Here is a 20,835-nt window from a genome sequence, read left to right as displayed (position 1 = left end):
CCGGTTGAAAATGTTTTTGCACTTTTCCTCGGCATCGTTCGGCTCATCCCTCAGTGAGTTTTCTTGACTGTTTTGGGGGGAGGGGACACATGTCTCGCGTGAACACGCCAGGTCGTCTGGCAATCGCAATGAAAATCGGTTTTCTGGCCGCCACGTCTTTCGGCGCCTGGGCGGCGTACGCCAGTCCGGTTGCGCAGGCTTCGGTGCCACAACACTCGGCGCAGGCCTACGATATCGGCGCTGGCACCCTGGTGGATGTGCTGACGCGTTTCTCCAGCCTCGCCGGCGTCGCGATTTCGTTCGATGCCGCACAAATGCAGGGGATGCGGTCGCCAGGCTTGAAAGGCTCCTTTGGCGTGGCCGAAGGTTTCGCGCGCATCCTCGGCAGTAACGGCCTGCAAGCCGAACCCCAGGCCAACGGGACCTACCGGCTGCGTACCGCACCTGCGCCCGGCTCGGCGCTGGAGCTCGGCACCACGACCATCGACGGCCAACTGCTCACGGCAACCACCGAAAACAGCGGGTCCTATACCACTGGGGCGGTGACCATCGGCAAAGGCGAGCATTCGCTGCGCGAAACGCCGCAATCGGTCACCGTGATCACCCGCAAGATGCTCGACGATCAGAACCTGAACACCATCGAGCAGGTGATGGAAAAGACCCCGGGTATCACCGTCTACGACTCGACCATGGGCGGCAAGTATTTCTATTCCCGCGGGTTCCGGATGTCCGGCCAATACCAGTACGACGGCGTGCCGCTGGACATGGGCAACAGCTATGTCCAGGCCGACAGCTTCAGCAGTGACATGGCCTATTACGACCGGGTCGAAGTCCTGCGCGGCGCTGCCGGCATGATGAAGGGATCCGGCGGTACGTCCGGTGGCGTCAATTTCGTCCGCAAGCGCGGCCAGGCTACGGCGCAGACTGAACTCAGCCTCTCGGGCGGCACCTGGAACAACTATCGCGGGCAGGTCGATACCGGTGGCCCGTTGAACGACGCCGGCACCGTGCGGGGCAGGGCGGTGATCGCCGAGCAGAGCCGGCGCTATTTCTACGACGATGCCCGGCGTACGGATCAGGTCTATTACGGCGCCCTGGATATGGACCTTGCACCCGACACCACGCTCGGCCTGGGCGTGGCGTACGAGGATGTCGACGCGAGCCCTTGCTGGGGCGGGCTGCCACGCTACCGCAATGGCAGCGACCTGAAACTCGGCCGTTCCACTTGCCTGGACCCGTCGTGGAACACCTGGCGCAGCCAACGGACCACGGTCTTCGGCGACCTTCGACATCAGCTCAACGATGACTGGGCCGTGAAAGTCGCAGGCGTCTATACAAAAAACACCCAGGACACCAAATACGCGTTTGCATCGGGTGCGGTGACGCCGGGGGGCTCTACCACCAACCTGTTGGGCAGCCTGTATGACTACGATCAGGTCGACTACGGCCTCGACGCCTACCTGGACGGCAAGTTCGAAGCCTTCGGCCAGCAACATGAAATGATCTTCGGGGCCAACGCCAGTCGTTCGGACAAGGATGATTTCTATTCGGTCGCTTTGTTGCCGCAGAAGCAGAACGTCTTCGACCCGGATCGGCACATCCCGGAGCCGGACGACAGCTACTTCATTGATAACTCGACCCGCGGCGGGCCGGTCAAGACCCTCACCGAACAGCAGGGCGTGTATTCCACGTTGCGCCTGAAACTGGCGGATCCGTTGACCTTCGTTGTCGGCAGCCGGGTGAGCTGGTACAGCTCCAAGAGCGACTCGGTATTTCTCACCGGCGGTACGGAACACGCCAGGAGCACCGAGACCGGCCAGGTCACGCCATTTGCCGGCGTGTTGCTCGACCTCAACGAACACCTGACCGCCTACGCCAGTTACTCGGACATCTTCACGCCCCAAGGCAACTACCGCTCGCAAAGCGGCTCGGCGCTCAAGCCGCTGGTGGGCGAAAGTTATGAACTGGGGATCAAGGGCGAGTGGTTCGAAGGGCGCCTGAACACGGCATTCAACCTGTTTCGCACCGTGCAGAAGGATCAGGCTCAGACGGATTACAACTCCACCTGCGCCTCATCGGACGGCTACTGCTACGAGAACGCTGGCAAGGTCCGCGCCCAGGGCTTCGAGGCCGAGATCAGCGGCGAAGTCATCGAGCGCCTGCAACTGCTCGCCGGATATACCTACACCCAGACCAAGACCCTGGACGACATTGACAGCAGCCTCAATGGCGGTTCGTTCAACAGCTATGTGCCGCGCCACGTGCTGCGCCTTTGGGGCGATTACGCCCTCGGTGGCGCCTTCGAGCGGTTCAGCGTCGGCGCCGGGGTCAATGCGCAGAGCGATAATTTCCGCGTATCGCCGCTTAGCGGTGAAAAGATCACCCAGGCCGGTTATGCGGTGTGGAACGGTCGGATCGGCTACCGCATAGATGACACCTGGTCGGTGGCGCTCAACGGCAACAACCTGTTCGACAAGCGCTACTACACCACCATCGGCACCGAAAGCTTCGGTAACTATTACGGTGAGCCGCGCAATTTCACCGCGACGGTGAAGGCGCGCTTCTGAGTGCCGTGGCGAGGGGGTCTGCCCCTCGCCACGGGCGGTTTTCAGTTGGTATCCAGATCGACGTTGCGGGTTTCCCGCAGGCAGATCATCCCCACCACCAGGCTCACGCCCGTGATCACCACCGGGTACCACAAGCCGTAGAAAATATCCCCGGTGTAGACCACCAGGGCGAACGACACGGTTGGCAGGAAACCGCCGAACCAGCCGTTGCCGATGTGGTACGGAAGGGACATGGAGGTGTAGCGAATGCGGGTCGGAAACAGTTCGACCATCAGCGCCGCCAGCGGGCCGTAGCACATCGCCGAAATGATGATCAGCGCCACGATCAGGGCGACGATCATCGGCCGGTTGATCTGCTGGGCATCGGCTTGTTGCGGGTAGCCCGCCAGGGTCACCGCGCCGCGCAGGGCGGCTTCGTCGTAGCCTTCAAGTTTCACGTCGCCGACGCTGACCTGCACGGTGCTGCCGGCCGGTGCCGCGACGCTGGTGTAGGGCAGGCCTTGCTTGACCAGGAAGGTCTTGACCTTGTCGCAAGGGCTGTCGAAACGCGCCTTGCCCACCGGGTCGAACTGGAAGGTGCAGGTGGCCGGGTCGGCGACGACAGTGATCGGCGCCTGGCGGCTCGCCAGGTCGATGGCCGGGTTGGCGTAATGAGCGAGCGTCTTGAAGATCGGAAAGTACAACGCCGTCGCCAGCAGCAGGCCGATCATCAGCACCGGTTTGCGCCCGACCTTGTCCGACAGCCAGCCAAAGAAGATGAAGAACGGCGCGCCGATCACCACGCTGACAATCAACAGGCTATTGGCAAGGGCCGGGTCCATCTTGAGGAACTGGGTGAGGAAGAACAGCACGTAGAATTGCGCGGCATAGAAGGTCACCGCTTGCCCGGCATTGATGCTGAACAGGGCGATCAGCACCACCTTCAGGTTTTCCCACTTGCCGAAGGACTCGCGGATCGGCGCCTTGCAGCACTTGCCTTCTTCTTTCATTTTCAGGAAGGCCGGCGACTCGTGCAGGCTCAGGCGGATCCAGGTGGAGATGCCCAGCAGCAGGATCGACAGCAGGAACGGAATGCGCCAGCCCCAGACTTCGAACTGGTCACCGGTGAAGTAACGGCAACCGAGCACCACCAGTAGCGAGAGCAACAGGCCCAGTGTCGCGGTGGACTGAATCCAGCTGGTATGAAAGCCGCGCTTGCCCATCGGTGCATGCTCGGCCACATAGGTCGCCGCGCCACCGTATTCACCGCCCAGGGCCAAGCCCTGGAGCATGCGCAATACCACCAGGATGATGGGCGCGGCGATGCCGATGCTCGCGTAGTTGGGCAGCAGGCCGACGCAGAAGGTCGCCAGGCCCATGAGCACGATGGTTGCCAGGAACGTGTACTTGCGCCCGATCATGTCCCCCAGCCGCCCAAACACCAGCGCCCCGAAGGGCCGCACGATGAAACCGGCGGCGAAAGCCATCAGGGCGAAAATGAACGCCGTGGTGTCGTTCACCCCGGCGAAGAATTGCTTGCTGATCACCGCCGCGAGGGCGCCGTAGAGGAAAAAGTCGTACCACTCGAACACCGTCCCCAAGGACGAGGCGAAGATGACTTTCTGGGTTTCCTGGCTGGTGCCTGCGCTGCGCGTGGCTTCCAGGGGCTGAACATGTTCAGACATAGCGGTATCCCTCACAGTGATTGTTTTTGTTGTTCCACTGTCGACGCCGGGTTGGGGCGTCTCCTGATTTGTCACACTTCCTTGGATCACACTCCTTTCAACCTGTGGGAGCGAGCCTGCTCGCGAAGGCGGTGTATCAGTCAATATTGTTCAACTGACATAACGCCTTCGCGAGCAGGCTCGCTCCCACAGAGAGACTTGGCGATTTCAGACCGTGGCAGGCTCCTTCTGCAGCGTAGCGCCCACGGTGGCCGGCTCAAGCATCATCCGCGCGGCCTTCTCGGCGATCATCAGTGTCGGCGAGCAGGTGTTGCCGGAGGTGATGCGCGGCATGATCGAGGCGTCGGCGATGCGCAGGCCCTTGATGCCGTGGACGCGCAGTTGCGCATCGACCACCGCATCGCCGTCCTGGCCCATGCGACAGGTGCCCACCGGATGAAAAATTGTCGTGCCGATGCGGGCGGCGGCCTGGTGCAGTTCTTCCTCGGTCTGCAGGCTTGGGCCTGGCAGGTATTCCACCGGTTTGAAAGCACTCAGGGCTGGCGCGGCGACGATCCGTCGAGTCAGGCGGATGGCGTCGGCGGCGACCCGCAGGTCCTCGGGATGGCTCAGGTAATTGGGTTGGATCGACGGCGCCTCATGAGGATCGGCCGAGCGGATGTCCACGCGACCACGGCTCATCGGGCGCAGGTCACACACCGACGCGGTGAACGCCGAGAAGCTGTGCAGCGGTTCGCCGAAACGTTCCAGGGACAACGGTTGTACGTGGTATTCGAGGTTGGCGGAGGCCTGTTCCGGCCCCGAGCGGGCGAACGCGCCGAGTTGGCTGGGGGCCATGGACAGCGGGCCACTGCGGTCGTACAGGTAACGCAGGCCCATGCCCATCTTGCCCCACAGGGTGCCGGCGATCTGGTTCAGGGTGCGGGCGTTTTCCAGCTGATAGATCAGCCGCAGTTGCAAGTGGTCCTGCAAGTTGCCACCGACGCCGGGCAGTTCATGCAGCACGCCGATGCCCAGACGCTGCAACAGGTTGCGCGGGCCGATCCCGGAGCGCTGCAAGATGCCCGGCGAGCCGACGGCGCCGGCGCACAGGACGATTTCCTTGCGCGCCCTGAAGCTCATGTTCTTGCCCTGCCAGCGGGCGCTGACGGCGTCGGCGCGGTTGTCACGCAGCAACACCCGATCAACCTCGACGTCGGTCAGCACCGTCAGGTTGGGGCGATTGCCAATCGGTTTGAGGAAGGCCTTGGCCGCGTTCCAGCGCACCCCGGCTTTCTGGTTGACCTGGAAGTAGCCGCAACCTTCATTGTCGCCACCGTTGAAATCCTCGACGCTGGGGATGCCGCTCTGTTCGGCGGCGGTGCGGAAGGCATCGAGAATCGGCCATGACAGGCGCTGGCGTTCGACTCGCCATTCCCCGGCTGCGCCGTGAAGCTCGGAATCCCCCGCGAAGTGATTTTCGCTCTGCCGGAACAGCGGCAACACATCCTTCCAGCCCCAGCCGACATTGCCTTCGGCGGCCCAGCCGTCGTAGTCCGCCGCCTGGCCACGCATGTAGATCATGCCGTTGATGGACGAACAGCCGCCCAACACCTTGCCGCGCGGATAACTCAAGGCGCGCCCTTGCAGGCCGGGTTGCGCTTCGGTCTTGAAGCACCAGTCGGTGCGTGGGTTACCGATGCAGAACAGGTAGCCGACCGGGATGTGGATCCACGGATAATTGTCCCGCCCGCCGGCTTCGAGCAGCAGCACGCGGTGTTGCGGATTGGCCGAAAGCCGGTTCGCCAGCAGGCAGCCGGCAGGGCCGGCGCCCACGATCACGTAATCGTATTCATCGACGACAGGTTGCATTCGCGACCTCATTTTTTGTTCTTGTGGGACTCATCCTAGTTGTTAGTTTTCGTCAAAAGAATGTTAGTTTTTGCGCAGCGGCTGTGCGTTTATGAACAGCCATGACTTCAGGCGATTCAAGGATGGCTCATGTTCGACTGGAATGACCTGCGCTATTTCCTCGAACTGCAACGCAGCGGCCGCCTGCTGACGGCCGCGCGACGGCTCAACACCACCCATGCCACGGTGGCGCGGCACATCGAGGCGATCGAGAAAAGCCTCGGCACTGCGTTGTTCGTCCAGCACGCCCAAGGGTATGAATTGACCCCGGCAGGCGAAGCGCTGCTCAAGCATGCCGAGGCCATGGAGAATGTCGCGTTGCTGGCCCAGGAAGACATCACCCAATCCAGCGCGCCGCTGGGCAAGATCCGCCTCGGCGTGACGGAAGGGCTGGGCATCATGTTCCTCGCCAGTCGCATGGACGGCTTGTTCCAGCGCTATCCGGGGCTTGAAGTGGAACTGGTGGCCGTGCCGCGATTTGTCAGCATCCTCAACCGCGAGGCGGAAATCAGCATTCACCTCGAACGCCCGGCGGCCGACCTGCTGGTGACGCGCAAGCTCACCGACTACAGCCTGGCGCTCTACGCCAGCCAGGCTTACCTGGACCGTTCGCCATCGTTACGCAGTCGCGAGGATCTGGCCCGCCATGCCTGGATCGGCTACGTCGATGACCTGCTGTTCAGCCAGGAGCTGATGTTCCTCAACAGCTTTTGCCGAAACCCTCGCGTGGTGTTCCACAGCACCAGCGTCATTGCCCAGCAACAGGCCGCGCGCTCGGGCCTGGGGATCGCCGTGCTCCCGTGCTACATGGCCAGCAGCGACCCGACCCTGGTGCCGCTGCTGCCGGACGAAACCATCCGCCGCAGTTATTGGATCAGCACCCGCCGGGAGCTGCACAAGTCCGTCCGGTTGCGGGTGTTGTGGGATTACGTGGTGCAGTTGTGCGAGCGCGAGCAAGGGCTGCTGTTGCCCTGACCCGGCTCTAAGGTTATGTCCAAACGGTATTTCTCAAGCATCGAGTGCTTTCCCTAAGATCACGTCATAACTCGTTATGACAAGTGACTTGCGACCCATGCCCGACAACCTTCTTTCCCTCAGCAGCGTGCCGCTGCACACCCAACTGCGCGACGTGCTGCGCGCGCGCATTCTTGACGGTGAATACCCGCAAGGCAGCCAGATGCCTTCGGAAAGCGAGCTGGGCGCGCTGTTTCGCGTCAGCCGCATCACCGTGCGCCAGGCCTTGGGCGATCTGCAAAAGGAAGGGCTGATTTTCAAGATCCACGGCAAAGGCACGTTCGTCGCCAAACCCAAGACCTTCCAGAACGTCAGCACGCTGCAGGGCCTGGCCGAGTCCATGACCGGTCGTGGCTACGAGGTGATCAACCGCCTGCGCAGTTTCAAGTTCATCCCGGCGGACAAGTCGGTGGCCGAGCGCCTGAAACTGGCGGAAGGCGACGTGGTTACGCAGATCAAGCGGGTGCGGCTGATCAACCGCGAGCCGGTTTCCCTGGAAATCACCTACCTGCCCAAGGCCCTCGGCGAGCGCCTGGAAAAAGCCGACCTGGTGACCCGCGACATCTTCCTGATCCTCGAAAACGATTGTGGCCTGGCCCTCGGTCACGCCGACCTTGCCATCGATGCGGTGCTGGCCGACAGCGACTTGTGCCAGGCACTCGACGTCGAGCCCGGCTCGCCGGTCATGCGCATCGAACGGCTGACCCATGACGCCGGCGGCGAGCCGCTGGACTTCGAATACCTCTACTACCGTGGCGATGCCTTCCAGTATCGCTTGCGGATCGACCGGCAAAAAGGGACGCAGGCATGACCCAGAGCTCCAGGAATATCCTCGAACAGGAATATGACATCGTCGTCATCGGCGGCGGCACCGCCGGCCCCATGGCGGCGATCAAGGCCAAGGAGCGCAACCGCGACCTGCGCGTGTTGCTGGTCGACAAGGCCAATGTCAAGCGCAGCGGCGCCATCAGCATGGGCATGGACGGGCTCAACAACGCGATTATCCCGGGCCATTCGACGCCCGAGCAGTACACCAAGGAAATCACCATCGCCAACGACGGCATCGTCAACCAGGCGGCGGTGTACGCCTACGCCACCCACAGCTTCGAAACGATCGAGCAACTGGACCGCTGGGGCGTGAAGTTCGAGAAGGACGAAACAGGCGATTACGCGGTGAAAAAGGTTCACCACATGGGCGCTTATGTGCTGCCGATGCCGGAAGGTCACGACATCAAGAAAGTCCTCTATCGCCAGTTGAAACGGGCGCGAGTCAGCATCACCAACCGGCTGGTCTGCACCCGGTTGCTGACCGACGGGGAGGGCGCGGTGAACGGTGTGATGGGTTTTGACTGCCGCACCGCCGACTTCCATGTGATCAAGGCCAAGGCCGTCATCCTCTGCTGCGGCGCGGCGGGGCGCCTGGGGTTGCCGGCCTCCGGCTACCTGATGGGCACCTATGAGAACCCGACCAATGCCGGCGACGGTTATGCGATGGCCTATCACGCCGGGGCCGAGCTGGCGAACCTGGAGTGCTTCCAGATCAACCCGTTGATCAAGGATTACAACGGCCCGGCGTGCGCCTACGTCACCGGCCCGCTGGGCGGCTACACCGCCAACAACAAGGGCGAGCGCTTTATCGAATGCGACTACTGGAGCGGGCAGATGATGTGGGAGTTCCACCAGGAGCTCGAAGGCGGCAACGGTCCGGTGTTCCTCAAGCTCGATCACCTGGCCGAGGAAACCATCCAGAACATCGAGGAAATCCTGCACAGCAACGAGCGCCCCAGTCGCGGGCAGTTCCACGCCAACCGGGGCACCGATTACCGCACGCAGATGGTGGAGATGCACATTTCCGAGATCGGCTTCTGCAGCGGTCATTCGGCTTCTGGAGTGTGGGTCAACGAGCGGGCCGAGACCTCGGTCAAGGGTTTGTACTCGGCGGGCGACATGGCGGCAGTGCCGCACAACTACATGCTCGGCGCGTTCACCTACGGCTGGTTTGCCGGCCAGAACGCGGCGGACTTTGTCGCTGGCAAGGACTTTTCGGCACTGGATGCTCAGCAGATCGAGCAGGAGCAAAACCGCGTCTACGCGCCGCTCGACCGTGCGCATGGCCTGCCGCCGGCCCAGGTGGAATACAAGCTGCGCCGCTTCGTCAACGATTACCTGCAACCGCCGAAGGTCAGCAAAAAAATGCAGATCGGCCTGCAACGCTTCAGCGATATCCAGCGCGACCTTGATCAGCTCAAGGCCCACAACGCCCACGAATTGATGCGCGCCATGGAAGTCAGCGTGATCCGCGATTGCGCCGAGATGGCCGCTCGCGCCTCGCTGTTTCGCGCCGAAAGCCGTTGGGGGTTGTACCACTACCGGGTCGATCATCCGCAACGCAACGACAGCGACTGGTTCTGCCATTGCCATTTGAAGAAAGGCGAGGACGGCGCGATGACCTCGTTCAAGAAAGCCGTCGAGCCCTACATCATCGCCCTCGATGCCGACGAACTGCAGGCCTACGACCGGCTTCGGCTCGGTGCCGACGCGGCGTGAGCCCTACACCAAGAGAGAATGCCCATGGCCTATCAACCCCAGGAAATCTTCTTCCGCTCCAATGCCCCTGTCACCGTGGACGAGGACAAATGCATCGCCCACAAGGGCTGCACGGTCTGCGTCGATGTCTGCCCGATGGACCTGTTGGCGATCAACCCGGCCACCCAGAAGGCCTACATGGCGTTCGATGAATGCTGGTATTGCATGCCCTGTGAAAAGGACTGCCCGACGGGGGCGGTGAAAGTGGAGATTCCGTATCTGTTGCGGTGACTGAGTAGACGCCTCGCGAGCAGGCTCGCTCCCACAGTTTTTCAGCGGCGACTCGGTCCGATGTGGGAGCGAGCCTGCTCGCGAAGAGGCCACCATAGCCCCCAAAAAAAGCCATCCGGCCACTCCGGACGCTAAAACCGGAACACCCCTCGTTTCCCACCGCGCCCTGATCGTGGCGGAGACGAACATCCAATCAATGATTCGAGGGGACACACCCATGTTATTGCGTGCAGCGCTGGCCGGTCTGGTACTGGCTTCATTGACCTTGCCTGCCCAGGCAGAAACCATCCGCATTGCCATCGGCACCCAGGACACCACCATCAACTGCGCCGCTGGCGGGTTGCTGATCCGCGAGCTCGGCCTGCTGGACAAATACCTGCCCCACGACGGCGCGTACAAGGACGCCGAGTACGACATCCAGTGGAAAAACTTCACCAGCGGCGCGCCGCTGACCAACGAGATGGTTGCTGGCAAACTCGACTTCGGCGCCATGGCCGACTTCCCCGGGGCTTTCAACGGCGTGGCGTTCGAGACCGCCGGCAAGCACAGCCTGTTCATCAGCGTGTTGTCGGGCAGCACCCAGGGCAGCGGCAACGGCATTGTCGTGCCCAGCGCCTCGGGCGTGCAGTCCCTCGCCGAGCTCAAGGGCAAGACGATTTCCGTGCCGTTTGCTTCCACCGCCCATGGCATGTTGCTGCGAGCCGTCGCGGCCCAGGGCTGGGATCCGCTCAAGGACGTGAACATCATCGCCCAGCCGCCGGAGGTCGCCGGCTCGGCGCTGCAAGCTGGCAAGATCGACGCCCATGCCGATTTCGTACCGTTCGCCGAACTGTTCCCCAGCCGCGGTTTCGCCCGCAAGATCTACGACGGTGCCCAGGCCAGGACGCCGACTTTCCACGGCGCGCTGGTGGACCAGGCCTATGCCAGAAAGTACCCGGAAATCGTCGTCGCTTATTTGCGCGCGACCATCGAGGCCAATCAATTGCTGGCCGCCGAGCCTGAGAAATACAGCGAGCTGATCGCCAAGGTCACCGGGGTGGATGCCGAGGTCAATTACCTGTTCCACGGGCCGCTGGGCGTACAGACTCGCGACCTGACCTGGAAACCCGAATACCGGCAAGCCGTCGGCACCGCGATCGACACCCTCAAATTGCTGAAGAAGGCTGATCGCGGCCTGGACCTCAACACCTTCATCGACGATCAGTACATCCGCGCCGCGTTCAAGGCGTCGAACCTCGATTACGCCGCGCAACTGGGCAACTACGCCCAGACGCCCCTTGGCAACCCCGATGCCTTGACCGGCCAGCCCATCACCGATCCCCGCCATGTGGCGCAGATCTGGGTACGCGGCGAGCCGACAGTGCGCCATTACGCCTCGGCGCAATCGGCCTTCACCGCGCTGGCGAATCTCAAACAGGAAGGCAAGGGCATCCGCGCCGTCTACGCCCAGGCCAGCGACAGCGGAATCAAGCTGCTGGCCGAGCAGGCGTGGTTCGCCAGCGATGCCAAGGGCCAACTCAGCGCGTTCCTGTTGAAAGGGCAGGCTGAGCAATTTGCCACGGCCGAGGGCGGCAAGGTCCTGGATTTTACCGAAGCCACCACCCAGGCAGTCGCCGCCCGCTGACCTGACTCGACCGAAAGCAAACCTGTGGGAGCGAGCCTGCTCGCGAAGGCGTCAGATCAGTTGAAATTGATTTGATTGATACAGCGGCTTCGCGAGCAGGCTCGCTCCCACAAGGGATCTCCATAACTGAGGGGAAATCAGTGTACCCATCACCCAAACGCTGGCTCCTGCGAGCCGCTTCCTTGTGGCTCTGCCTGCTGTTCTGGCAGCTCGCCGCCAACGGCCACTGGGACCTCGGCCTGGTGACCTTCGCCAACGTCCCGGCCCCGCTGGCAGTGATCGAGGCCGCGCTCGGCCTGGGCGAGTCGGGCAATCTCGTTCGGCACTTGGGCAGCAGCCTGGGCCGGGTCTTCGCCGGGTATGGCGCGGCGTTGCTGGTGGGCGTGGCGCTGGGCCTGGCCATCGGCCGTTCCCGGTGGGCCGAGGACCTGTTGCTGCCACCGCTGGAAGTGCTGCGGCCGATTCCGGCGGTGGCCTGGATTCCGCTGGCGATCCTGATGTTTCCCTCGTCGGAACTGTCGATGGTGTTCATCACCTTCACCGGTGCGCTGTTCCCGATCCTGCTCAACACCGTGCACGGCGTCGAAGGGGTGGACCGGCGCCTGGTCGCATCTGCGAAAAGCCTGGGGGCAGGGCGCCGGGCGATCCTGCTGGAGGTGATCCTGCCGGGCGCGGCGCCGAGCATCATCACCGGCCTCGCCATCGGCATGGGCACGTCCTGGTTCTGCCTGGTGACGGCGGAAATGATCGCCGGCCAGTACGGCATCGGCTACTACACCTGGGCGTCCTACACCGTGCAGAACTACCCCGACATTGTCGTCGGCATGTTGCTGATCGGCGTGCTGGGCATGGGCAGCAGTTTGTTGATCAAGCGCCTGGGCGGGCTGTTCACGCCTTGGCACCGACCCCGAGGAAAAGCCTGATGAGCGCAATACAAACCCCTGAAGGGCGGATCGATATCCGCCAGTTATCCATTGTCCTGGGCCAGGGTGCCCAGGCCTTCGAAGCAGTGCAGGGGCTGGATTGCCAGATCGAGGCCGGCCAGTTCGTCTGCATCCTCGGGCCGTCCGGCTGCGGCAAATCGACGTTGCTCGGCGCGCTTGCCGGGCACCTGCAACCCAGTGCCGGCACGCTGAATGTCGATGCGCTGCCGGTGGCCGGCCCGTCGCCCCAGCGCGGCATGGTGTTCCAGCAGCACACCCTGTTTCCGTGGCGCAGTGTGCGCGACAACGTCGCTTTCGGCTTGAAGATGCGCGGCCAGGGCAAGCTTGAACGATACCGGGCTGCCGATGAAATCCTTGCCCTGGTGGGCCTGGAAGGTTTCGCCGGGCACTGGCCGGACCAACTGTCCGGCGGCATGCAGCAACGGGTGGAGATCGCCCGGGTGCTGGTCAACCGCCCGCGTTTGTTGCTGATGGACGAACCCTTCGGCGCGCTGGATGCATTGACCCGGTTGAACATGCAGGAGCTGCTGCTGGGCATCTGGACGCGCATCCGCACCACCGTTGTCTTCGTCACTCACGACATCGACGAGGCGTTATTCCTCGCTGATCGCTTGCTGGTGATGAGCCCGCGCCCGGGCCGGATCATCGAGGACCTGCGCCTGGATTTCCCGCGGCCACGAACCACCGACCTGGTCACCCGCCCTGAATTTTCCCGATTGAAACGCTATTGCCTCGAGCTGCTGCGCCATGAAGATGGCCGGCAATTGCCGCGCCTCAATCCCCTCGGGCTTCCTCCTGAAACCTCCTTGCCGCGATTTGCCCTATGACTTCTCTATTCGAAAACACCGATAACGATGACATTCTTGCCCTGCAACCACGCCTGACGGACGACGACGCCGGGGTGCGCCGCATCGCCCTGATCGAACTGGCTGACCTGGAAGAACCCGAAGGCCTGCTGTGGCTTGTCGACCGTCTGGCCCGGGATCCCAGCGCCGAGGTGCGGGCCGAAGCCGCGCGCTTGCTCGAAGCCTGGGAGGACGCGCCGGTGGTCGCGGCCCTGTGCCAGGCCCTGACCGATACCGCCCCGACCGTGCAGGCCGCGGCTGCCCAGAGCCTGAGCCTGCTCAAGAGCGAGGCGGCGGGGGAGGTGATATTGCCTTGGACCACCCACGCGGATGCCAGCGTGCGCATCGCTGCGTTCCGGGCCTTGCGCGAGTTGCGCCTGGGCGCTGCCGCACCGGCTGCGATCGCGGCCCTGGTCGACGCCGATGCCGGCGTGCGTCGCGAGGCGGTTGGCGTGCTGGGCTGGCTCAAGCAGCTTGAGGCTCTGCCGGCCCTGGCCCGGCTCGCCAGCGCCGACCCGGACAGCGAAGTGCGCCGCGCGGCCACCGGCGCCCTGGGCCTGGCTGCGGATGCGCAAGTCTTGCCGGCGCTGCGCCAGGCCCTGCGCGACCCGGCCTGGACGGTGCGTGAAGAGGCCGCCACCACGCTGGGCAAAGTGGGTCACGCCGACGCCGGCCCGGCCCTGATCGATGCCCTGGATGATGATTACTGGCAAGTGCGCCTGCGCGCCACCCGCAGTCTTGGCCGCTTGCGTTATGTCCAGGCATTGCCGGCACTGATCGAAACCCTGGGCCATCGAATCAGCAATCTGCGCAAGGAAGCGGCGTTGGCGTTGGGCGAGTTGGACGATCCGGGAGCGATCCCCGCCTTGCAGGCAGCCCGGGACGATGGCGACCCTGAAGTGCGCAAGGCCGTGCGCATCGCCTTGGGCCAGTTGCAATGAGTCCGTTGACGATCGGCAATTCCCGGGACAAGGGCCAATTGCGGCTGAGTTGGCCCGATGGTCGCGAGCAACGGCTGGACCATGTCGAGCTACGCAGGCAATGTCCATGTTCCCAATGCCGGGCGTTTCGCCTGCAAGGGTTGACGGTTCAGGTCGATGCCCGGGTGCGTGTGGTTGAGGTCAATGCCCAGGGGTATGGGGTTCAGCTGGTGTTCAGTGATGGGCATCAGCGGGGGATTTTTCCCTGGGCTTATCTGGCGGGTTTTTAGTTGAATCCAACTGTTCACAGATTTTTTGTAGGAGATTCGTTGTGGGAGCGAGCCTGCTCGCGAAGGCGGTCTGATTGGGTACATATTCCATTTTTTGGTAACGGCCGCGTATGGTTCCGCTCTTACAGCGGGTCACTTTTAGAAGAGCGCCAAAAGTAACCAAAACGCTCTGCCCCACCACTTGGTGCCTCGCTAAGGCTCGGCATGCCCTCACTCCGAGCCCAGGCGAGGTGCCGAGTGGTGGGGCAAAAGCGTTTTGGTTACTTTTACGCTTCATAAAAGTGACCCGCCGTAAGGGCGGAACCATACGCGGCCGTTACCAAAAAAATGGATATACACCCCAACAAGGCCACCCCATGAACTGACTGGCGGCGCTTGTCAGGCAAAACCGACAGGAGTACAAATGTACTCCATGACGACTCTCACTCCCCGCCGTACCGCCATCCTGACCTTCATCCGCGAACGCATCGCCGAGCAGGGCCAGCCTCCCAGCCTCGCTGAAATCAGCGAGGCGTTCGGTTTTGCCTCCCGCAGCGTGGCGCGCAAGCATGTGCTGGCGCTGACCGAAGCCGGTTTCATCGAAGTCAATCCGCACCAGGCCCGAGGCATCCGGCTGTTGAACCAGCCGCCGCGCCCCGAGCTGCTGGACGTGCCGGTGTTGGGTCGGGTGGCCGCCGGCCTGCCGATTGGCGCCGATGCCGAGGTCCACAGCCGCTTGTTGCTGGACCCGGCGATTTTCACCAAGGCGCCGGATTACCTGTTGCGGGTCCAGGGCGATTCGATGATCGAGGACGGTATCCTCGATGGCGATCTGGTCGGTGTACAACGTACGCCCCAGGCCGCCAACGGGCAGATCGTCGTGGCACGCCTGGACGGTGAAGTGACCATCAAGCGCTTCGAGCGAGTCGGCGAGCGCGTGCGCCTGTTGCCACGCAACCCGGCCTACCAGCCGATCATCGTCGAAGCCGACCAGGACCTGGCGATCGAAGGCGTGTTCTGTGGCCTGGTGAGACAAGGCTGATGGGCGCCGTCGTTGCGCTGGACACGCTGTTCAATGGCGGCCAGGTCTGGAGGGGCCGGCCTGCGCCGCCGGCCGCCAGCCCGCAGCCCACCGGTCATGCTGCATTGGACGCGGCATTGCCCAGTGGTGGCTGGCCGGACGCGGCGTTGACGGAAATCCTCATCGGCGCGCCGGGCGTGGGCGAGTTGCAACTGGTGTGGCCGACCCTGGCGCGGCTGTCGGCGGCGGGGGAGCGCATCGTGCTGGTGGCGCCGCCGTTCGTGCCCTATCCCCAGGCCTGGCGAAATGCCGGGGTGGACCTGCGCCAGTTGTCGATCATCCAGGCCGACCCACGAGATGCCTTGTGGGCCACTGAGCAATGCCTGCGTTCGGGCAGTTGCGGCGCGGTGCTGTGCTGGCCCCGCCAAGCGGATGATCGGGCCTTGCGCCGCCTGCAGGTCGCGGCGGAAACCGGCCAGACCCTGGCGTTCGCCTGGCGCTCGATCCAGGAAGCGATCAACCCATCCCCGGCGGCCTTGCGCATCGCCATCGATGCTCGCCCCGCACAATTGCGGGTGCTCAAGTCCCGGGGTGGCCTGGCCCGTTCGGCGCCGATTGCGTTCACCACGCACACGGGGCATTGAGGTTGCAATGCGCTGGGTCTGTATCCTCTTCCCGCAATTGGCGCTGGACGCCGCGCTGCGCCAGCGCCCCGATCCCGACGAGCCCCTGGCGCTGTTGACCGGTCCGGCCCAGCGCCGGGTGTTGCAAGCGGTCAATGAGCCGGCGCGCGCCCTGGGCTTGCGGCCCGGCCAGACCATGACCGCCGCCCAGGCCCTGAACAAAGGGTTCGCCACGGCCGAATACGACGCGGCGCAGATCGAGCACTGGCAACAATTCCTGGCGGCCTGGGCCTACCGCTTCAGTTCCCAGGTCAGCGTGCATTACCCGCGCACTGTGCTGTTCGAGATCGAATCGAGCCTGGGGCTGTTCGGGCCCTGGCCGGTGTTCGAGGCTCGGTTGCGGGCCGAGCTGACTGAACTGGGTTTCCGTCATCGCATCGTCGCCGCCCCCAACCCAGTGGCGGCGCGGATGTTGGCCAATGCCCATGACGCCCTGGTCGTGCCCGATGGCGAAACCTTGCAAGCGTACCTGGCGCAAATGCCGGTGGACCGCATCGGCCTGGCCGCCGACGTCGCCACGGCACTGTCGCGCATGGGCCTGCGCCGCCTGGATCAGATCCGGGCCTTGCCTCGGCACACCCTGGCGCGGCGCTTCGAGGCCGATGTGCTCAAGCACCTCGACGCGCTGACGGGCAGTCGTACCCTGGCGCTGTCGTTCTACCTGCCTCCGGACCGTTTTGATGTGCGCATCGAACTCAATTACGACGTGCAGTCCCATCAGGCACTGCTGTTTCCGCTGCGCCGGTTGACCGGTGACCTGTCGGCTTTCCTGTGTGGGCGCGACAGCGGTGTGCAGCGTTTCGACTTGCATCTGGAACACGCCGGTCTGCCGGACACGGTGATCAAGGTCGGCCTGCTCAGCGCCGAGCGAGAGCCTTCGATGCTGTTCGAACTGGCCCGTGGTCGTCTTGAACAGGTACAGGTCGAGGCGCCAGTGCGCGGATTTCGCTTGTGTGCCGACAACCTGCCGAGCTTCGTGCCCCAGCGCCTGGAGTTGTTCGACGAGCGTCCTCAACAGTCCTTGCCCTGGGAACAACTGCGCGAACGGCTGCGGGCGCGCCTGGGGGATGACGCCGTGCTGGGGCTGGGATTCGGTGACGATCATCGACCCGAGTGCGCCTGGCAGATGACTCCCCAGCCGCGACAACAGGCATGCCCGCTGCGCGAGGAAGTCCAGCGTCCCGGCTGGCTGCTCGGCGAGCCCCAGGCGTTACCCGATGGCCAGGCGCGCATCCTCATGGGGCCGGAGCGCATCGAGTCCGGCTGGTGGGACGGAGCCGACGTGCGTCGCGATTATTACCTGATCGAAACCCGCGCCGGGCAACGCGGCTGGGCCTACCGACCGGTGGGCGAGGGCGGGCCGTTGTGGCTGCAGGGTTGGTTCGCATGAGCATCGAATACGCCGAGCTGCATTGCCTGTCGAACTTCAGTTTCCAGCGCGGCGCCTCCAGCGCCCTGGAATTGTGTCGCCGCGCCAAGGAGCAGGGTTATGCGGCCCTGGCGATTACCGATGAATGCACCCTGGCCGGGATCGTCCGGGCCTGGCAGGCGGCCAGGGAGCTTGGACTGCAACTGATTGTCGGCAGCGAAATCCAGGTCGAGGACGGCCCGAAACTGGTGCTGCTGGTGGAGAACCTCGAGGGCTACCAGACCTTGTGCCGGCTGATCACCCGCGCCCGGCGGCGTAGCGAGAAAGGCTATTATCGCATCGTTCGGGAAGACTTCGACGAACCTCTGCCGGGTTTGCTGGCGCTGTGGATCCCCGAAGGCAAGGCGCCCGAGGAGCAGGGGCGCTGGCTCCAACAGGTTTTCAACAGGCGATTATGGCTGGCCGTGCAGTTGCATTGCGGCCAGGACGATCGCCAGCGGCTGGCGGACTTGCTCGCGTTGGCCGGACACCTGGGCCTTCCCGCTATCGCCACGGGGGATGTGCACATGCATGTGCGTGGTCGGCGTGCCTTGCAAGACACCATGACCGCCATCCGTCACCACGTCAGCGTGGCCGAGGCCGGCCAGCGCCTGCACCCCAACGGCGAACGCCATCTGCGCAGCTTGCAGGCCCTGGCCGATCTCTACCCGCGGGCCTTGCTCGATGAAACCCTGAAGATCGCCCGGCGTTGTACGTTCGACCTCGGCCAGTTGCGCTACGAATACCCCCGCGAGCTGGTGCCTGATGGCCACGATCCGGCGTCCTGGCTGCGGGAATTGACCGAGCGCGGCCTGCGCGAGCGCTGGGTGAACGGCGTGACAGACAAGGTGCGCCTGCAGATCGACAAGGAATTGAAGCTGATCGCCGAACTGGGCTACGACAGCTACTTCCTCACCGTGCAGGACATCGTCAGTTTCGCCCGCAGCCGCCACATTCTCTGCCAGGGTCGAGGCTCGGCGGCCAACTCGGCGGTGTGCTACGCCCTGGGCATCACCGAAATCGATCCGAGCCGGACGGACATGTTGTTCGAACGCTTCCTGTCCCGCGAGCGCAATGAGCCGCCGGACATCGATGTCGATTTCGAACACGAGCGCCGCGAAGAAGTCTTGCAGTATGTGTTCCAGCGTTACGGCCGGCATCGCGCGGCGTTGACGGCGGTGGTCAGCAGTTACCACGGCGCCGGGGCGGTGCGCGATGTGGCCAAGGCCTTGGGCCTGCCGCCGGATCAGGTCAATGCGCTGGCCGATTGCTGCGGGCGCTGGAGCGATGAAGCGCCGCCCCTGGACCGCTTGCGCGAAGGTGGTTTCGACCCGGACAGCCCGGTGTTGCGCCGGGTGCTGGGCCTGACCCGGCAACTGATCGGCTTCCCCCGGCACCTGTCCCAACACCCAGGCGGTTTCGTGATTTCCCAGCAACCGCTGGACACTCTGGTGCCGGTGGAAAACGCCGCGATGGCTGAGCGCACCATTATCCAGTGGGACAAGGACGACCTCGATGCGGTCGGTTTGCTCAAGGTGGACATCCTCGCCCTGGGCATGCTCAGCGCGATCCGCCGCTGTTTCGACCTGATCGCGCATTACCGGGGTGTGCGGCATACATTGGCGTCGTTGCCCAAGGACGATCGAGCGACGTTCGAGATGATCAGCCGCGCCGACACCATCGGCGTGTTCCAGATCGAATCCCGGGCGCAGATGGCGATGTTGCCCCGGCTCAAGCCCAAGGAGTATTACGACCTGGTGATCGAGGTGGCGATCGTACGGCCGGGACCGATCCAGGGCGGCATGGTGCATCCGTATCTACGGCGACGAAATGGCGAAGAGCCCGTCACTTATCCTTCGGAAAAACTGAAAAAAGTACTGGGTCGCACCTTGGGCATTCCGTTGTTCCAGGAACAGGTAATGCAGATCGCCATTGTCGCGGCGGACTACACGCCCGGCGAGGCGGACCAGTTGCGTCGCTCGATGGCCGCGTGGAAACGCCACGGCGGCCTTGAGCCGCATCGCGAGCGCCTGGCGGAAGGTATGAAGAACAACGGCTACACGCCCGAGTTCGCCGCGCAGATCTTCGAGCAGATCAAGGGCTTCGGCAACTATGGCTTTCCGGAATCCCATGCCGCCAGTTTCGCCTTGCTGACCTACGCCAGCAGTTGGCTCAAATGTCACGAACCGGCGGCGTTCGCCTGCGCCCTGATCAACAGTTGGCCCATGGGTTTCTATAGCCCGGACCAGATCCTCCAGGATGCACGTCGGCATCACTTGCAGATCCGTGCGACGGACGTGCGCGCCAGCGACTGGGAATCCAGCCTCGAACCCCTGGAGGGTCGGCAGCCGGCGATCCGCATGGGCTTGCGCCTGATCAAGGGCTTTCGTGAAGACGATGCCCGCCGTATCGAGACGGCTCGCAGGCAGCGGCCTTTCAGCGATGTGGCGGACCTTGCCGAACGGGCTCGACTCGATGCCCGGGCCATGGAGCAACTGGCCGACGCCGGCGCGTTACGCGGTATGGCCGGCGATCGTCACCGTGCCCGCTGGGAAATTGCCGGGGTGCAAAAACAACTGGGCCTGTTCGCAGGTTTGCCCAGCGAGGAGGAACCGCCCGTGGTCTTGCCGACGCCCACGGTGGGGGAGAACCTGTTCGCCGACTACGCCACGTTGGGCACCACGCTGGGGCCGCATCCGCTGGCCTTGTTGCGTCCCGAATTGCGCGCCCGGCGCTGCCGCAGTTCGCGGGAATTGCAAGCGGTGGAACACGGTCGCAACGTCAGCGTCGCCGGGCTGGTCACCGGCCGCCAGCGCCCGGGCACGGCCAGCGGCGTGACCTTCGTCACTCTGGAAGATGAATTCGGCAACCTCAACGTGGTGGTCTGGCGCGACCTGGCCGAGCGTCAACGCAAGGTTCTGGTGGGTTCGCAATTGCTTCGGGTGGACGGGCGCTGGGAGAGTGTCGGCGAGGTCCGGCACCTGATCGCCGGGCGCCTGAGCGACCTGACTGGATTGCTGGCGGGCATCAATGTGCGCAGCCGCGATTTCCGCTGAACACCCACACCCTTGCCGACAGTGTTCACCCTGTCCCCGGACCAGACAGGACCGGCGCAAAGGCTTCTGCATGAACCAATTGCCAACCCCGCGCTCGAAGCACTAGCACAAGG

The 20,835-nt window shown here is 63.8% G+C and carries 16 protein-coding genes; 14 read left to right on the top strand and 2 right to left on the bottom strand.

The window, feature by feature from the left end:
• Positions 1 to 89 precede the first annotated feature (89 nt).
• Positions 90 to 2,567 carry a TonB-dependent siderophore receptor gene (locus J3P86_RS16495; RefSeq protein WP_434630108.1) on the top strand — a complete coding sequence of 826 codons (2,478 nt, stop codon included), beginning with the start codon at positions 90 to 92 and terminating at the stop codon, positions 2,565 to 2,567.
• 41 nt (positions 2,568 to 2,608) lie between these two features.
• On the opposite strand, the gene J3P86_RS16490 is transcribed toward J3P86_RS16495, so the two are convergent.
• Positions 2,609 to 4,231, bottom strand: coding sequence for an MFS transporter (locus J3P86_RS16490; protein WP_434601197.1), 1,623 nt, complete (start codon positions 4,229 to 4,231; stop codon positions 2,609 to 2,611).
• A 207-nt stretch (positions 4,232 to 4,438) separates the two neighbouring features.
• Positions 4,439 to 6,082, bottom strand: a complete 1,644-nt coding sequence (locus J3P86_RS16485; RefSeq protein ID WP_434698444.1) for a GMC family oxidoreductase — start codon at positions 6,080 to 6,082, stop codon at positions 4,439 to 4,441.
• A 129-nt stretch (positions 6,083 to 6,211) separates the two neighbouring features.
• Here J3P86_RS16485 and J3P86_RS16480 point away from each other — a divergent pair, with 129 nt between their 5' ends.
• The 13 genes from J3P86_RS16480 to J3P86_RS16420 all read left to right on the top strand — a co-directional run bounded on the left by J3P86_RS16480 (position 6,212) and on the right by J3P86_RS16420 (position 20,722).
• Entirely contained in the window at positions 6,212 to 7,096 is an 885-nt protein-coding gene (locus J3P86_RS16480) for a LysR family transcriptional regulator (RefSeq protein ID WP_434656987.1), read from the top strand.
• A gap of 97 nt (positions 7,097 to 7,193) precedes the next feature.
• A complete protein-coding gene (locus J3P86_RS16475) occupies positions 7,194 to 7,946 on the top strand; it encodes a GntR family transcriptional regulator (protein ID WP_434697410.1) in 753 nt (250 codons plus the stop codon).
• Positions 7,943 to 9,682, top strand: coding sequence for a fumarate reductase/succinate dehydrogenase flavoprotein subunit (locus J3P86_RS16470; RefSeq protein ID WP_434698443.1), 1,740 nt, complete (start codon positions 7,943 to 7,945; stop codon positions 9,680 to 9,682). Before J3P86_RS16475 ends, J3P86_RS16470 begins: the two co-directional genes overlap by 4 nt.
• A gap of 24 nt (positions 9,683 to 9,706) precedes the next feature.
• Positions 9,707 to 9,952, top strand: a complete 246-nt coding sequence (locus J3P86_RS16465; RefSeq protein WP_003180418.1) for a 4Fe-4S dicluster domain-containing protein — start codon at positions 9,707 to 9,709, stop codon at positions 9,950 to 9,952.
• A 217-nt stretch (positions 9,953 to 10,169) separates the two neighbouring features.
• The gene (locus tag J3P86_RS16460) at positions 10,170 to 11,576 is read left to right on the top strand and encodes an ABC transporter substrate-binding protein (protein ID WP_434630116.1); all 1,407 of its coding nucleotides are present in this window, start codon (positions 10,170 to 10,172) and stop codon (positions 11,574 to 11,576) included.
• A gap of 140 nt (positions 11,577 to 11,716) precedes the next feature.
• Positions 11,717 to 12,499 (top strand): ABC transporter permease, encoded by a 783-nt coding sequence (locus J3P86_RS16455; protein ID WP_434630118.1) that lies wholly within the window; start codon positions 11,717 to 11,719, stop codon positions 12,497 to 12,499.
• The gene (locus tag J3P86_RS16450; RefSeq protein ID WP_434698442.1) at positions 12,499 to 13,347 is read left to right on the top strand and encodes an ABC transporter ATP-binding protein; all 849 of its coding nucleotides are present in this window, start codon (positions 12,499 to 12,501) and stop codon (positions 13,345 to 13,347) included. Before J3P86_RS16455 ends, J3P86_RS16450 begins: the two co-directional genes overlap by 1 nt.
• Complete coding sequence (locus J3P86_RS16445) at positions 13,344 to 14,306, top strand: HEAT repeat domain-containing protein (RefSeq protein WP_434630122.1); 963 nt, start codon at positions 13,344 to 13,346, stop codon at positions 14,304 to 14,306. The genes J3P86_RS16450 and J3P86_RS16445 overlap by 4 nt, the downstream gene beginning before the upstream one ends.
• Positions 14,303 to 14,575 (top strand): DUF971 domain-containing protein, encoded by a 273-nt coding sequence (locus J3P86_RS16440; protein WP_434630124.1) that lies wholly within the window; start codon positions 14,303 to 14,305, stop codon positions 14,573 to 14,575. Before J3P86_RS16445 ends, J3P86_RS16440 begins: the two co-directional genes overlap by 4 nt.
• 403 nt (positions 14,576 to 14,978) lie before the next feature.
• The gene (gene lexA / locus J3P86_RS16435) at positions 14,979 to 15,596 is read left to right on the top strand and encodes a transcriptional repressor LexA (RefSeq protein WP_305500270.1); all 618 of its coding nucleotides are present in this window, start codon (positions 14,979 to 14,981) and stop codon (positions 15,594 to 15,596) included.
• The gene (gene imuA, locus J3P86_RS16430; protein ID WP_434573376.1) at positions 15,596 to 16,219 is read left to right on the top strand and encodes a translesion DNA synthesis-associated protein ImuA; all 624 of its coding nucleotides are present in this window, start codon (positions 15,596 to 15,598) and stop codon (positions 16,217 to 16,219) included. Before lexA ends, imuA begins: the two co-directional genes overlap by 1 nt.
• Before the next feature lie 7 nt (positions 16,220 to 16,226).
• On the top strand, positions 16,227 to 17,648 hold the full coding sequence (locus J3P86_RS16425) for a Y-family DNA polymerase (RefSeq protein ID WP_434698441.1): 1,422 nt from the start codon (positions 16,227 to 16,229) through the stop codon (positions 17,646 to 17,648).
• Positions 17,645 to 20,722 (top strand): error-prone DNA polymerase, encoded by a 3,078-nt coding sequence (locus J3P86_RS16420; RefSeq protein ID WP_434698440.1) that lies wholly within the window; start codon positions 17,645 to 17,647, stop codon positions 20,720 to 20,722. Before J3P86_RS16425 ends, J3P86_RS16420 begins: the two co-directional genes overlap by 4 nt.
• Positions 20,723 to 20,835 lie beyond the last annotated feature (113 nt).

This window comes from Pseudomonas sp. D1-1 (assembly GCF_051132225.1).
Classification (GTDB): domain Bacteria; phylum Pseudomonadota; class Gammaproteobacteria; order Pseudomonadales; family Pseudomonadaceae; genus Aquipseudomonas.
This window is presented reverse-complemented; position numbering and strand designations above follow the sequence as displayed.

Bases quoted from the DNA above. Each gene is read 5' to 3' on its own strand.
- J3P86_RS16495 (WP_434630108.1), top strand. From the start codon at position 90: ATGTCTCGCGTGAACACGCCAGGTCGTCTGGCAATCGCAATGAAAATC.
- J3P86_RS16490 (WP_434601197.1), bottom strand. From the start codon at position 4,231: ATGTCTGAACATGTTCAGCCCCTGGAAGCCACGCGCAGCGCAGGCACC.
- J3P86_RS16485 (WP_434698444.1), bottom strand. From the start codon at position 6,082: ATGCAACCTGTCGTCGATGAATACGATTACGTGATCGTGGGCGCCGGC.
- J3P86_RS16480 (WP_434656987.1), top strand. From the start codon at position 6,212: ATGTTCGACTGGAATGACCTGCGCTATTTCCTCGAACTGCAACGCAGC.
- J3P86_RS16475 (WP_434697410.1), top strand. From the start codon at position 7,194: ATGCCCGACAACCTTCTTTCCCTCAGCAGCGTGCCGCTGCACACCCAA.
- J3P86_RS16470 (WP_434698443.1), top strand. From the start codon at position 7,943: ATGACCCAGAGCTCCAGGAATATCCTCGAACAGGAATATGACATCGTC.
- J3P86_RS16465 (WP_003180418.1), top strand. From the start codon at position 9,707: ATGGCCTATCAACCCCAGGAAATCTTCTTCCGCTCCAATGCCCCTGTC.
- J3P86_RS16460 (WP_434630116.1), top strand. From the start codon at position 10,170: ATGTTATTGCGTGCAGCGCTGGCCGGTCTGGTACTGGCTTCATTGACC.
- J3P86_RS16450 (WP_434698442.1), top strand. From the start codon at position 12,499: ATGAGCGCAATACAAACCCCTGAAGGGCGGATCGATATCCGCCAGTTA.
- J3P86_RS16445 (WP_434630122.1), top strand. From the start codon at position 13,344: ATGACTTCTCTATTCGAAAACACCGATAACGATGACATTCTTGCCCTG.
- J3P86_RS16440 (WP_434630124.1), top strand. From the start codon at position 14,303: ATGAGTCCGTTGACGATCGGCAATTCCCGGGACAAGGGCCAATTGCGG.
- lexA (WP_305500270.1), top strand. From the start codon at position 14,979: ATGTACTCCATGACGACTCTCACTCCCCGCCGTACCGCCATCCTGACC.
- imuA (WP_434573376.1), top strand. From the start codon at position 15,596: ATGGGCGCCGTCGTTGCGCTGGACACGCTGTTCAATGGCGGCCAGGTC.
- J3P86_RS16425 (WP_434698441.1), top strand. From the start codon at position 16,227: ATGCGCTGGGTCTGTATCCTCTTCCCGCAATTGGCGCTGGACGCCGCG.
- J3P86_RS16420 (WP_434698440.1), top strand. From the start codon at position 17,645: ATGAGCATCGAATACGCCGAGCTGCATTGCCTGTCGAACTTCAGTTTC.